We start from the raw sequence: 12029 nt of genomic DNA on the forward strand, positions 1-12029 counted from the left end.
TGTACTTCATTTACCCGCAATACGCTGTAACTCTAAGATTTATGGTTTTAAAGACTTACTTATGAGTTATAAGTTATGATTTATGAGTTTTATTTCTAACTCCTAATTCTTAATTTTTTACCTGTACTGCTCGTGAATCTACGCCGCCTGATTCCAATTTTTGATAGTTCAGTCTCCAACTGGGCACTAGAAGCGCGGTTATTGCGCTGGTTAACCTTGATTTGGCTGTTTGTCGGCTTGATAATGCTATTTTCAGCATCCTATCCTGTCGCTGATGCCCGTCAGAATGATGGACTGTACTACTTTAAGCGTCAACTGCTTTGGGTTTTCGTTTCCCTAATCGGATTCAATATTATTGTTAATTTGCCGTTGCAGAAAATTTTAGGAGTATCCCATTGGTTTTTGTTGCTGTTTTTGGGATTAATTTTCGTCACACTAATCCCAGGATTGGGAAAAAAAGCTTTTGATGCAGCCCGTTGGATTGCGATCGGGCCAATTCCGATTCAACCCTCAGAATTAATTAAACCCTTTTTGGTGCTGCAAAGTGCGCGGCTTTTTGGTCAGTGGGAACGAATTAGTTGGCGGGTTCGCTTGGCTTGGTTGGGTATTTTCGGTCTGGTACTTTTAGGAATTCTTGCCCAGCCTAACTTAAGTACAACAGCACTTTGCGGCATGACTATTTGGCTAATTGCTCTAGCAGCTGGCTTACCTTACAAGTACCTGGGAGGCACAGCAATTGGCGGAGTGATGTTGGCAGTACTCAGTATTAGCATAAAAGAGTATCAACGTAAGCGGGTGATGTCATTCCTCAATCCTTGGGCGGATGCTACAGGAGATGGCTACCAGTTGGTGCAAAGTCTACTAGCTGTGGGTTCTGGTAGAACCTGGGGAGCCGGGTTTGGGCTTTCTCAACAAAAGCTGTTTTATTTACCAATTCAGGATACCGATTTTATTTTTGCCGTGTTCGCTGAGGAGTTTGGCTTTGTTGGCAGTATAGTGTTGTTAGCACTTTTAGCTACATTCGCTACTCTTGGATTAATTGTGGCACTGAAGGCTAAAAATATAGTGCATCGATTGGTAGCGATCGGCGTGACAATTGTGATGGTAGGACAATCATTGCTCCATATTGGTGTGGCTACAGGTTCTCTACCAACTACAGGCTTACCTTTGCCCATGTTTAGTTATGGTGGTAATTCTATGATTGCTAGCTTAATAGCTGCTGGGTTGCTGATTCGGGTAGCACGCGAGAGTAATGAGGCTGAGGTAGTACCGTTGCGAAAACCCCTACTTGTAAATGGGCGCAGACATCGAGGTTTTGATAAAACCAGGAATTGAGCTAACAAAAGCTTTTTACTGGAATTAAATAGATTATTAAAGACATAACAATATCGAGTCCGGGTAATTAGTATACGATTCTTACAATCATTGCATTTGCACCCCATCAGTAAAACCGGACTTCGCTTTCAAAACAGGTCAATAAGAAATGTTAGCAGAAGTAGAGTATACAAATGGACTTTCCTTTGAGGTCAATAAGAGTTTAGTTGCTTTGTTGGGATGGGCGATGAGACACTGGGGATCTTTCTAGAAAATTGCTGCAATTGTGATTTTGGGAATAGCTTGTATTATGGCGTTCATGGCACCAATGCCATAACCTATAGAAAATCTACCGCATCTGTCATCAAGAATTGAGTACCACGGGGAACCTGGATACCACCTATTTTAATGCTGACACCTAAACTGTGGTCTTTGTAAATATCAGTGGCGTAGGCGCAGCCCGTCGTAGACATCGCCTGATGAAATCCGCCGTGTTTTGCTTGTACTATCCAGTTTATGGCGGTAAATTTATCCAACCAAGAATTGTTGGTTGACGCTTGGTTGGTGTTAGTACTAAGCAGCAAAAACGCACTACCAATACTGATAGAACCGTATTTAATCAAACTGCGGTGAATAAGACGATGAATTACTAGTGATGAGGGCGATAACGGATTCATAAAACAGTATGATGTTTCCTCTATCTGCCGTTGTAGCTGAATCTAAATGTACATTCTAGAATCAACTTTTGATTCACTAGCGAATAGGGCTGAATTTCTAGAGCGCGTTTAAAAGCTCGGATGGCTTCACCATACTCTCCTAGTGCGGCGTAACACAAGCCCATGCCATGAAGTGCCCCAAAATGTATCGGATTGATCTGTACAACCATCTGACAATCTGCCAGAGATTTCTGATAATCACCAATACTGTAATAGAGGAAAGCCCGACGATTCCAAGCTTCGGCGAAATCTGGCTGTTCTTTGATTAATGCTGTAAGTGCTGTTTCTGCTTCAGCAATTTCACCTGCATCCAGTAACTTTTGACTACGGTCAATTATTTCCAGCCCATAGATTCCCTTTTGCTGAAACCAGATCCGCCAGATTTTTCTGGTTGCTTTGTCCCGGATTGTAGCATCTGGGTTTTTCAACTCTTCAAGTAAGGAATTGATAGATAAAGAATCCATAAATTTGAGATCAGTGAATATACCTTTGTATTAACTTTCTCACAAAATATATCGATTAAATCATTTTTAAAGTCATCTTTAAATTTGCGCTGATTAATTGCTATTTATGAATTTACTGTGTTGTTGATTCAATTCAGTAATACGACTAATAGCACACTCGAAATTTAAAGACATAAAAATAAAAATTCACTAGAGGTAGTTGAGAATTCCCTAGTGACTAATAGCTGATAAAAAACATCCCTAAATAATCATGATTATGCCGATTTGGGATTTAACCAGCGCTTTATTCGCTTTATCGGAAGATATCAAGTGTTTTTATTAAGTATATCCTTGTGTCTCTCTATACTACTGCTATTGACGACTACTTGGATGAATGTAGCTATATTATTTCTGGATTAGGAGATGCACGCGATCGCTTGTTTGGCGCGAAATAAGCTGATTATCATGAGCAGATAATGATTAAAATAGAGATTTTTTCAAATAAATCCATAGCGAATACATTATATGTAACGACTGATTACTACTTCTAATTGATTAAAATCATAAGGTTTGGTAATACAATCATCAAATCCTAATCCTGTGAGCATAGTGGATTCATCCTCTTGAGCATCTGTTACAGGTGTGACTGCAATGATTGGGATAGTAGCAGTTTTGGCATCGTGTTTGAGGTCATCAATGACTCGGTTAGCACTCCAATTTGATAGCATTGTATCTAGAAGAATTACATCTGGTTGATGAGTTTGCGCCAATATTACAGCCCTCACCCCTTGTTTAGTACAAATGCATGAGAAATTCAATATTCCTAAATGAGAATTAAGTAGTTCTAAATCATGTAGACTCTGTTCTACAACCAAAATTAAAGGCTGTCCATTCATCAGTAGTTATTCCTATCCAAGAAAGGCTAGGCATAAAGACTCCGCCCATCAGGAAAACGAAGAGGTATTTTTTTCTGGTAAGTACTGAAGTAATTGTACGAGGGTGCATTCAGACGACTAACTAGGGCATAAAATGAATAGGCTGGTACATAATCCATCGGCGCTGAATTTGAGGAAAGAACACAACATCTCAGAATCAAGCAAATAGTAGCATAAATGATGTATATACTTACAACTATTGACTAAATGATTTGTACTTGCATAGCGCCTCTCAAAGCCGATATCTTTTAATTGCCTTCTGCCTTCTCTTGTAACTGACGTGCATAAGCGATCGCTTCTGTTGGCGTTGAGACTTTCCCTTCAGCTTGTGCTACGGCAATTTCTGTCAAAAGTTGGCCGATAATTGGTGAAGCTGGAATATCTAATGCTATAATTAGCTCCTTCCCACTCACTAGTAGAGTGGGATGAGCGACCAGATCGTCACGGTTCAGGTAGCGGTTAATCAAAAGTGCCAAGGCTTTGCAGCCTCTTGTATTGGTTTCCAAACTTGTAGTGACTGCTGTGTGTGGTGGCTTGTCACCAGATATCGCCTCTAGCAAATTATCAACTGCCAGAGCAAGCACTGCCGCAGTGGGAAACACAATATCTGCGTCACGGAACAAAAAGTATTGTTCTCGCAATGACATATCAACTACTTGAAACTGCGGTAACAATTTTAGAGCAGTGATTACACCCCGGATTTCAGCACGGCTATAAGTTAGTTGCTGTAGCTCTATTTCTGCTAATTCTGGATTTGGATTCACTAGACTTGCAAGTTTGGCAATACCTAACCAAGTAGTTTTGACACTATCGCGGACATAAGCTTGTAGTTGTGCGCCTAATTGTTGCCAATTTTCTGTAAGCAAGGTAGCTGCATTATCAACTGCTGCTAGTTTGATTAAGCTTTCACGAGTAGCATTTTTGAAGAAAGGGGCAAGTAAACCATCTTCCCAAGCGCTTGTAATCCAAGGAGTACCCTGAGAATTTGCCAGTAGATAGCCAATTTCTACGCGAACTCGTTCGGCTGCAACTTTGCTCAGATGTGATGCCAAAGAACGAATTGCGGTTCGGGTAGCTGGCTCAATAGTAAAACCTAGCTGGGCGGCTTGGCGATAACCTCGCATTAACCGCAAAGGGTCATCTTCTAAGTTTGCGGGTGATATCATTCGCAAAATGCCCTGTTGTAAGTCTACATAACCTTGTAGAGGATCGATGATTTCTTCTGTATGGGGATTATAGGCGATCGCATTTACCGTAAAGTCGCGTCTGTGCAAATCAACCTCTACACTATCTCCTTCTTGTTGGGCAAAGTCAGCCGTAGCATGGGGAAAAACCACACGAGCAATTTGTCGTTCTGCATCGAGTAAGACAAAACCAGCTTTATAATGATGAGCGATCGCTCTTGCTACCTTTACCGCCTTAGATGGTATAACAAAATCTAGATCCAGATATTCACGAGTTCTACCAAGGAGCGCATCACGCACAGCACCACCTACCATGTAAGCGGGTTGTGGCAAGAATTCTAAACTAAAAGGCCAATTTTCGGGAGCTAGGGTAGAAGGAATTGATTCAAGCATTGTAATAAAAATCAACCCAGCAACTCATGAATAACAGTTGGGCTTACGTTAGATTAACAATAAAGGCCCCTGGAGTTGGTTCTATTATGTGTATTTGTGTGAACTGCCACTATGTAGACAGCTGTTTTACCTATCATGCCGTGGAAGGGCAGCACCAACAGCCTCACTTGACTGAAACACCAAATTTTGATCCGAATGAACCTTCTATCAATGTCAACATTCGGACTAAAGATGATGTGATTGAGATGGAATGGGATGTTGTTGGTTGTCTCAGTTTTAAACGGGAAACGGGTAAGTGGTCGAAATTGCGTCCTGGTGAATTAGTACCGACTTGATAGAAGATGATTAGTACATCTTAAGGGTGACGACTGCACTAAACAGTAGTGGCCATAGATATTTTTGTAAGTAACTATAAGGGCAACTTTACCCGCATTTCCCCAGGTGATAAATGCGGGTAAAAAATTTTGTACTCTCGTTTACCTTCTTATATCTAACCTAAAACTGGTGAGCATTAGCCATTGATGAGTTAATCTTGGCTTAATATTTACTTAAAAATAGCTTAATTATTAGGCATAGATAATAATAAGGTAAAAAAATACAATATCTCTCAGTAAATATTTCCCCTAGTAGGAATACTAATATGCTCAAGAGAAATCTCGTTCTGTTCTTGTTAGCGTCATTTTTTGTTGCTCCTGCCGCCAAAGCAGAGGTTAAGCTGATCGCAATTGGGAGCTTAAGTGGTAACATTAGAGACCTCTCCAAGAAAACGTCAGATCCCCTCGAAAACGGTGTTTCGGGAAATCTCCTTGGTGGTATTGGATCGGGACTAGCTTATGCTGGCTGTAACACCTTTATTGCTATCCCAGATCGAGGCCCAAATGCCCTGTCATACAACAGCGCTGTCAGTGACACAGCATCCTATATCAACCGCTTCCAAACTATCAAAGTGAAACTTTCACGAAGCAATTTTGGTTCAGCGTTACCTTTCACACTTACCCCTTACTTAGTTGATACGACTCTGCTATTTAGCAATGAGCCTCTTTACTACGGAAATGGTGCGGAATTAGGGTTAGGCAGTGGTGTCCCAGCTTTGAATACCAAGAATAAAAACTATTTTACTGGACGCTCAGACAACTTCAACCCCACCCAAATCTCGACATATCCCAACAATGCCCGTTTCGATCCTGAAGGGGTGCGTGTATCCAATAATGGAAAGGATATATTTATCTCGGATGAATATGGCCCTTATGTATATCAATTTAACCGCAATACAGGTAAGCGGATCAGGGTCTTTAACCTACCTAGCAAGTTTGCAGTCAGCAACTTGAGTCCCGTTGGTGATACAGAGATTAGTGACAACACCTCTGGTAGGGTTGCGAACAAAGGCATGGAAGGGCTTGCAATTACTCCCAACGGTAAGACCCTGATTGGTATTTTGCAAAGTCCACTGCTCCAAGACGGTGGTACTAATGGTGCTTATACCAGAATCGTCAAAATTGACATAGAAACAGGTGCTACCGAGGAATATGTCTATCAGCTAGATAATATTGGCACCTCGGCTAAACCCAAATACCCCACCGTCAGCGAGATTTTAGCCATCAACGATCGCGAATTCCTGGTAGACGAACGAGATGGCAAGGGCTTGGGCGACGGATCTCAGGCTGCTTTCAAGAAGATATACCATATCGATCTAACAAATGCTCAAGAAGTAAGTAATATCACTGGGGAAAGCAATCTGGCTGACAAGGCAGTTAGCAAGACCCTATTCCTTGATGTAGTAGCTACGCTTACTGAAAATGGGATCAAAGAAGAAGACATACCTGCCAAGCTTGAAGGTTTAGCTTTCGGATCGGATGTGGTTATCAACCACGTAGTAAAGCATACACTTTTCATCAGCAATGATAATGACTTCATTGGTACGATAAAGTCGGACACTTTCCATCCAACAGGTATCGATAATCCCAACAAATTATTCGTCTTCGCAATTGACAGTACTGATCTTCCGGGCTTCGTACCTCAGAAGATCAAAGGGGATGATGAATATCGTACCCCAAAAGATCGAGATAGAAGATAAATATCCGGCGTTCTTGAAAGGTCTTTTTCTTACGATGTCCTCTAATATACTCAACTGAAAATCGCTACAAGTAAGCATCAGCTTGTATTTATCTCAATAGCACGGTAAAAAATTGAGTCTATTCAATTAATAACCGCTATGTTGTTATATGTAGGACTTACGCAAAACTACACGCGGTAGGGGCAATTCATGAATTGCCCCTACCGGAAACTCAGGGTTTGAGCTATTCTTTGCGTAAGTCCTGATATGCTTGAATAAATCTCGTTAACTCTATAAAAAGAGATATTTTAAGTAACTTTGACAACAGAACCAAAACACCTTGCAATAAATAAATACACATTGGCATTACACACCACCACTCCCGAATTGGGATTGGCAATTAGTAATTTTGCTGGTGAGACACGCTCTCAAGTTTGGAATCTGGGGCGTGATTTATCTAGCCTAATACATCAATATTTAATTGACTTTATCAAACCGCAAACTTGGGCAGATTTGTCATTTATCGCAGTTGCAAAAGGCCCTGGCGGTTTTACAGGAACTCGGATTGGCGTTGTCACTGCTCGAACATTAGGGCAACAATTAGATATCCCTATATTTGCGATTTCAACTTTAGCTGCGGTAGCTTGGTCAGAAGCGGGTAGAAGTCAAGATCCAAAAACTATTGCTGTGGAAATGCCAGCGCAACGAGGTCAAATTTTTGCTGCTATTTATCAGTTTGAGCCAAATACTTCTAAACTAAAAGTGTGTTTGTCAGATAGAGTGTTCACACCGGAAGCATGGCAGGAAACTTTAGCGAATTGGAACACTAATTATCAGTTAGTTTACGCCCAATCTGGGTTAGCAGCGACGGTGACGAGTATTTTGGAACTAGCTAATATCGATTGGCAAGAAGGTAATTATCCTAATTGGTCAGAGGCTCTACCATATTATGGGCAACATCCGGTACAGGACTGAATTAATTATTGATCGAATTTACAAATGCCATCGCCCCACAGCCCATAAATCCACAATCAAAACAGCCACAGCCAAACTGGGAGAGTAACCAACAATACTATAGTCCCAGCAGCTAAGGCAGTAACTGCCAAATCGCGATCGAGATTGAATGTCTCAGCAATTACCAGTGTTCCGAAAGCTGGAGGCATGGCCATTTGTAGCACGATTATCTTTGCTATAGGCCCGGTTAATCCAAATAGTGGTAAGATGCTACCCAATATCAAGGGAACTAGTAGCATTTTGATTGCCAAGCTCATCCCTACTTGTGGTAACCTACGCCAAGATTTGAGCAGCGCTAGTCGCATTCCAATTAACACCAGAGATAAAGCTACACCACTCCAAGCAAATTTTTCTAGCCAAAATTCCGCGACTGTAGGTATTGTTACTTGGCGAAACAGTAAGCCAAATCCGAAACCCCACAAGGCAGGATTAATTAAGATAGATTTAGCAATCTGCCAATTATTTTGGACACCACTGCCAAAACGCGCTGCTAGTAATACACCCAAAGCATAAGTTCCTGGGAATGAACCTAGCAAATCGTAAAATAACGCCCAAGAAAAATATTCTTTGCCTACCATTGCTAGAGTAATGGGAAAGCCAAGATAACCGGTATTACCCAACATTGCTGCTAATATCAAGCTAGCCTGAGTTTGTGGTTGGGGGACGGTTTTTCTAAAATAGGTTTGTCCTTTAATGGCTAACCAAGCTAAAAATGCTCCTAGTAAAATGGCTAGGTAAGCGATCGCAGGTGCAATCCAAATCTGCCCCGATAAGCTAGATTGACGCAAAAACGATACTATGCTTATGGGTACTCCCACCCAAAAAAGAAACTGTCCCAAACGTGTAGGAACTGTCACAGGTAGTTTGCGTCCGAGAATAAATCCTACCAGGACTAATCCTCCTAGCTTGACGTATAGTTCTAAAAGGTTTGTCAAGATTGCGCCTAAGAACCACAGATGTAAAATGCTACCTGTTACGTCTACTTTTGTCCAGTGCAAAATCTGTTATGGCTATCCCACAAAAACAGGAGTTTACCCTTGAATAAGGCAGGGTTTTCTGGAAAACCGCAAAACTCATCGAATGACCTTGGTGATGATATTCCAGTAGCTGTACGCGATACCCCTGTTGCAGCACCGAAAATGTGGTTGCAACCCCAAATTTTGATGATTGGGGGAGTAGCGGGATTTATCCTGCTGGCTTTAATTAGCGGTTTTTTGTTTTTCGTCACCGCACCCAAAAAAACTGCCGATTCTCAACCTTTACCAGCTATTTCTAATCTTCCGACTCCAACACCATCTAATAATTCTAGCGATACTGTATTAGGGCATTTTCCATATTCAGAAGCGCCTCAGTCAGAATTAGTAACTATCTCCGCAAATAGGGGCATTAGAATGCGAAAAGCTGCTGCCCAAAAGTTTGAGGAGATGGCCGCCGCCGCGCGAAGTGCAGGTGTAATTTTAGTACCAATTTCTGGCTTCCGCTCAGTTAAAGACCAAGAGCAGTTATTTTTTGGTGTCAGTGCCCAGCGAAATCAAACGCCAGCAGAACGAGCCGCCCTCAGCGCTCCTCCTGGTCATAGCGAACATCACACAGGTTATGCTGTGGATGTTGGAGACGGAAGAGTACCAGCAACTAATCTCCAAACTAATTTTGACAATACCAAAGCTTATCAGTGGCTGCAAGCAAATGCAGCGCGTTTCAGCTTTGAAATGTCATTTCCTAAAGATAATGTTCAAGGTGTGAGTTATGAGCCTTGGCACTGGCGTTTTGTTGGCGATCGCAACAGCTTAGAAATGTTCTACAAAGCCAGAAATTTGAAACCCGCTAAGATATCGCCATAGGATTGGTCATTTGTCATTGGTCATTTGTCATTTGTATCAATAGGTTACTTCGATTTTGGCACGTTTAGGAAAGAGGAGTACACGGATAGGGGCACAACATGTTGTGCCCCTACGATGATCTGTACCTCACCAAGTTGCAATCTGCTGTATATCAGCATTATTTTCTAAAAAGTCGTTATCTTTCAGAATTTCATAGAGATTAATGTCTTTTTCTAGCAAGCAAGCGTGTCCGCAATGGGGCAGCACCACAATCTTGTTATTTGGTAAGATATTGCCTATCCGCTTGACTTCACTTACAGAAGGCAAAAGGCGATCGCTACCACCGGCAATCAACAAAACTGGTTGAGTTAAACGACTCAATTGTTTCTCATCAATTTCAAACTCTCGCAGTAAAGACAACCGCCAAAGAACGGTTTCTGCTGGTACAGAACGCATAGTTTTCAGCAGTTCATGGCGATCGCTGCGAGAAATGCGCGGCAAAGATGCCAGAAACGGCAACAACCCCAGTGCGCCAACATCATATAATCCTGATGGCACTAAGTAAGTTAGCTGGGATGCCCAACTCAACCAAGGGCGAAGATGAAAAGACGAAGCTGGGTTAATTAAGATGGTTCGCTTAAATAAATGCGGCGCTTGGATAGCTACTTTCATTGCCAAGCAACCACCAAAAGACTCACCACACAGATAAACTGGTCTCTGAGAGCTTTTTTCTAATTCAGCGTCGATCAAGTCCAATACACTCTTAGTTAGAACATCCCAAGTATTAAGGTCTTGACGGGGGATCGCCAAAGAACGGACATCAAAGCCAGTTTCTAATCCAGCAGTTTGCGATCGCAATAATTGACCTGTTCCATCCATTCCTGGTAAATATACCAATAGTGGATACTCTGGTTGTACTCGTTCAGGAGTCAGGAAACAAGGCTTTAACTCAACTTCAGAGATAGTCATTGGTCATTGGTCATTGGTCATTGGTTATTAATCAATGGTATAAAATTTTTGGACTGTTGATTGTTGAAGGAAGTTCGCTGCTTTTGACCAAAAGCAAAAAATCTCCCCAAACAAGCAGATCAAAGTCGTAGCGACAATCTAAAATCCAAAATCTAAAATCTAATGGCTCTAATAGCAACCTTGACGCAGTAAATTGCTAATTTCACTATGACAGTGTTCTGTCAGTTCAGCAACAACAGTTCTAGCTTGTTTCCCGTGATATTTTTTTTGATGTTGGGGTGTAATCCAATAAGGGCGACCGATTAACACTGCAACTCGACGATAAATTACTAGAGGATGCCAACCAGCTTGATTAAATAAAGGTTCTGAAGGGTCAAATACGCTCAAAAACCTTAAGGGAAAACCATTGGTGTTTACCTCTTCTAAGGAAGCGATCGCGATCGGCAAAATAGCTAAATCTTGCACATCAGCCCGCAATGCTAAATGAGCAAATCCCCGTTGAAACTCACCTAACTGGTTTGGTTGAGTAAATTTCACCATTGGTTCAGTCCCTTCTGGAAAGACTCCCACCATCTGCTTAGACTGCAATAGCGACTGCGACTGCGAAAAAAAGCTTTGTTGGCGGTTTTGAGTTTTCTCCAAAGGAAAACATCCCAATTGACCGGTAACAATCTCCCGCATTACTGGCACTTGTCCCATGTAATGGTGGCAAGCAAAGCGAATCGGACTTGATAATGCTGCCATTAAAATCGGTGCATCCATGAAGCTGCGGTGATTGCTGATTACCAAAACGCTAGCATCTTGGGGAATACGATCCTCATAATAGCGAAACATTTGGGTTGAGAGTGCCGCCACCAAAGCGCGAGAAATCTCTAGGGGGCTATTTCGACTCATACCTAATCAATATATTTTCCAGTAAATATGGGGGTTCATCTTAACTTAATTTTTACATTTCTTTACTACTGCCATGACCGTCTTAAGATAGAAATATCTGATCCACGAAACTAGCTAAATTTTTTGTATTCTGAATTATGTATTCTCAATCACAATATTTTCTAATAGAAAGTATTCAAAAAAACTATGATTAGTTAATGTCTCTCTGGCAGGGAAAAATGAGTTGAATAGATGCATATTACAAAACAATTTTTGACCTGATAAGTTTGCTACTATTAAAAGGTATTATTGGAA

The 12029-nt window shown here is 41.4% G+C and carries 13 protein-coding genes; 6 read left to right on the forward strand and 7 right to left on the reverse strand.

From position 1 onward, the window contains the following. Positions 1 to 132 precede the first annotated feature (132 nt). Positions 133 to 1335 carry an FtsW/RodA/SpoVE family cell cycle protein gene (locus tag V7K98_RS05065; protein ID WP_335019738.1) on the forward strand — a complete coding sequence of 401 codons (1203 nt, stop codon included), beginning with the start codon at positions 133 to 135 and terminating at the stop codon, positions 1333 to 1335. Positions 1336 to 1652: 317 nt separating this feature from the next. Here the strand turns inward: V7K98_RS05065 and V7K98_RS05070 are convergent, their stop codons facing one another. Next, positions 1653 to 1991, reverse strand: a complete 339-nt coding sequence (locus tag V7K98_RS05070; protein WP_335019739.1) for a hypothetical protein — start codon at positions 1989 to 1991, stop codon at positions 1653 to 1655. Between the two features lie 20 nt (positions 1992 to 2011). Continuing rightward, positions 2012 to 2494, reverse strand: coding sequence for a tetratricopeptide repeat protein (locus V7K98_RS05075; protein WP_335019740.1), 483 nt, complete (start codon positions 2492 to 2494; stop codon positions 2012 to 2014). A 302-nt stretch (positions 2495 to 2796) separates the two neighbouring features. Between V7K98_RS05075 and V7K98_RS05080 the strand changes: the two genes are divergently transcribed. After that, entirely contained in the window at positions 2797 to 2928 is a 132-nt protein-coding gene (locus V7K98_RS05080; RefSeq protein WP_442940394.1) for a uracil phosphoribosyltransferase, read from the forward strand. A 66-nt stretch (positions 2929 to 2994) separates the two neighbouring features. Here the strand turns inward: V7K98_RS05080 and V7K98_RS05085 are convergent, their stop codons facing one another. Beyond that, the gene (locus tag V7K98_RS05085; RefSeq protein WP_335019742.1) at positions 2995 to 3369 is read right to left on the reverse strand and encodes a response regulator; all 375 of its coding nucleotides are present in this window, start codon (positions 3367 to 3369) and stop codon (positions 2995 to 2997) included. A gap of 287 nt (positions 3370 to 3656) precedes the next feature. Continuing rightward, complete coding sequence (locus V7K98_RS05090) at positions 3657 to 4985, reverse strand: CCA tRNA nucleotidyltransferase (RefSeq protein WP_335019743.1); 1329 nt, start codon at positions 4983 to 4985, stop codon at positions 3657 to 3659. An 86-nt stretch (positions 4986 to 5071) separates the two neighbouring features. Here V7K98_RS05090 and V7K98_RS05095 point away from each other — a divergent pair, with 86 nt between their 5' ends. The 3 genes from V7K98_RS05095 (at position 5072) to tsaB (ending at position 8013) form a co-directional block, all read left to right on the forward strand. Beyond that, a complete protein-coding gene (locus tag V7K98_RS05095; protein ID WP_196523277.1) occupies positions 5072 to 5320 on the forward strand; it encodes a Ycf34 family protein in 249 nt (82 codons plus the stop codon). Positions 5321 to 5625: 305 nt separating this feature from the next. Then, complete coding sequence (locus V7K98_RS05100) at positions 5626 to 7059, forward strand: esterase-like activity of phytase family protein (RefSeq protein ID WP_335019744.1); 1434 nt, start codon at positions 5626 to 5628, stop codon at positions 7057 to 7059. A 297-nt stretch (positions 7060 to 7356) separates the two neighbouring features. Beyond that, positions 7357 to 8013: a tRNA (adenosine(37)-N6)-threonylcarbamoyltransferase complex dimerization subunit type 1 TsaB gene (gene tsaB / locus V7K98_RS05105; RefSeq protein ID WP_335019745.1), complete on the forward strand. Its 657-nt coding sequence runs from the start codon at positions 7357 to 7359 to the stop codon at positions 8011 to 8013. A 56-nt stretch (positions 8014 to 8069) separates the two neighbouring features. On the opposite strand, the gene V7K98_RS05110 is transcribed toward tsaB, so the two are convergent. After that, on the reverse strand, positions 8070 to 8987 hold the full coding sequence (locus V7K98_RS05110; RefSeq protein WP_335019855.1) for an AEC family transporter: 918 nt from the start codon (positions 8985 to 8987) through the stop codon (positions 8070 to 8072). A 102-nt stretch (positions 8988 to 9089) separates the two neighbouring features. On the opposite strand from V7K98_RS05110, the gene V7K98_RS05115 reads away from it, so the two are divergent. Then, entirely contained in the window at positions 9090 to 9893 is an 804-nt protein-coding gene (locus tag V7K98_RS05115) for a M15 family metallopeptidase (protein ID WP_335019746.1), read from the forward strand. Between the two features lie 126 nt (positions 9894 to 10019). On the opposite strand, the gene V7K98_RS05120 is transcribed toward V7K98_RS05115, so the two are convergent. Together V7K98_RS05120 and V7K98_RS05125 are read right to left on the reverse strand one after the other, a co-directional pair. Then, entirely contained in the window at positions 10020 to 10841 is an 822-nt protein-coding gene (locus V7K98_RS05120; protein WP_335019747.1) for an alpha/beta fold hydrolase, read from the reverse strand. Between the two features lie 168 nt (positions 10842 to 11009). Next, positions 11010 to 11735 carry a lysophospholipid acyltransferase family protein gene (locus V7K98_RS05125; protein WP_335019748.1) on the reverse strand — a complete coding sequence of 242 codons (726 nt, stop codon included), beginning with the start codon at positions 11733 to 11735 and terminating at the stop codon, positions 11010 to 11012. Between the last annotated feature and the right edge of the window lie 294 nt (positions 11736 to 12029).

Origin of the sequence: Nostoc sp., assembly GCF_036917435.1 — a bacterium.
Lineage (GTDB): Bacteria > Cyanobacteriota > Cyanobacteriia > Cyanobacteriales > Nostocaceae > Nostoc.

Bases quoted from the DNA above. Each gene is read 5' to 3' on its own strand.
- V7K98_RS05090 (WP_335019743.1), bottom strand. From the start codon at position 4,985: ATGCTTGAATCAATTCCTTCTACCCTAGCTCCCGAAAATTGGCCTTTT.
- V7K98_RS05070 (WP_335019739.1), bottom strand. From the start codon at position 1,991: ATGAATCCGTTATCGCCCTCATCACTAGTAATTCATCGTCTTATTCAC.
- V7K98_RS05100 (WP_335019744.1), top strand. From the start codon at position 5,626: ATGCTCAAGAGAAATCTCGTTCTGTTCTTGTTAGCGTCATTTTTTGTT.
- V7K98_RS05120 (WP_335019747.1), bottom strand. From the start codon at position 10,841: ATGACTATCTCTGAAGTTGAGTTAAAGCCTTGTTTCCTGACTCCTGAA.
- V7K98_RS05125 (WP_335019748.1), bottom strand. From the start codon at position 11,735: ATGAGTCGAAATAGCCCCCTAGAGATTTCTCGCGCTTTGGTGGCGGCA.
- V7K98_RS05095 (WP_196523277.1), top strand. From the start codon at position 5,072: ATGTGTATTTGTGTGAACTGCCACTATGTAGACAGCTGTTTTACCTAT.
- V7K98_RS05085 (WP_335019742.1), bottom strand. From the start codon at position 3,369: ATGAATGGACAGCCTTTAATTTTGGTTGTAGAACAGAGTCTACATGAT.
- V7K98_RS05075 (WP_335019740.1), bottom strand. From the start codon at position 2,494: ATGGATTCTTTATCTATCAATTCCTTACTTGAAGAGTTGAAAAACCCA.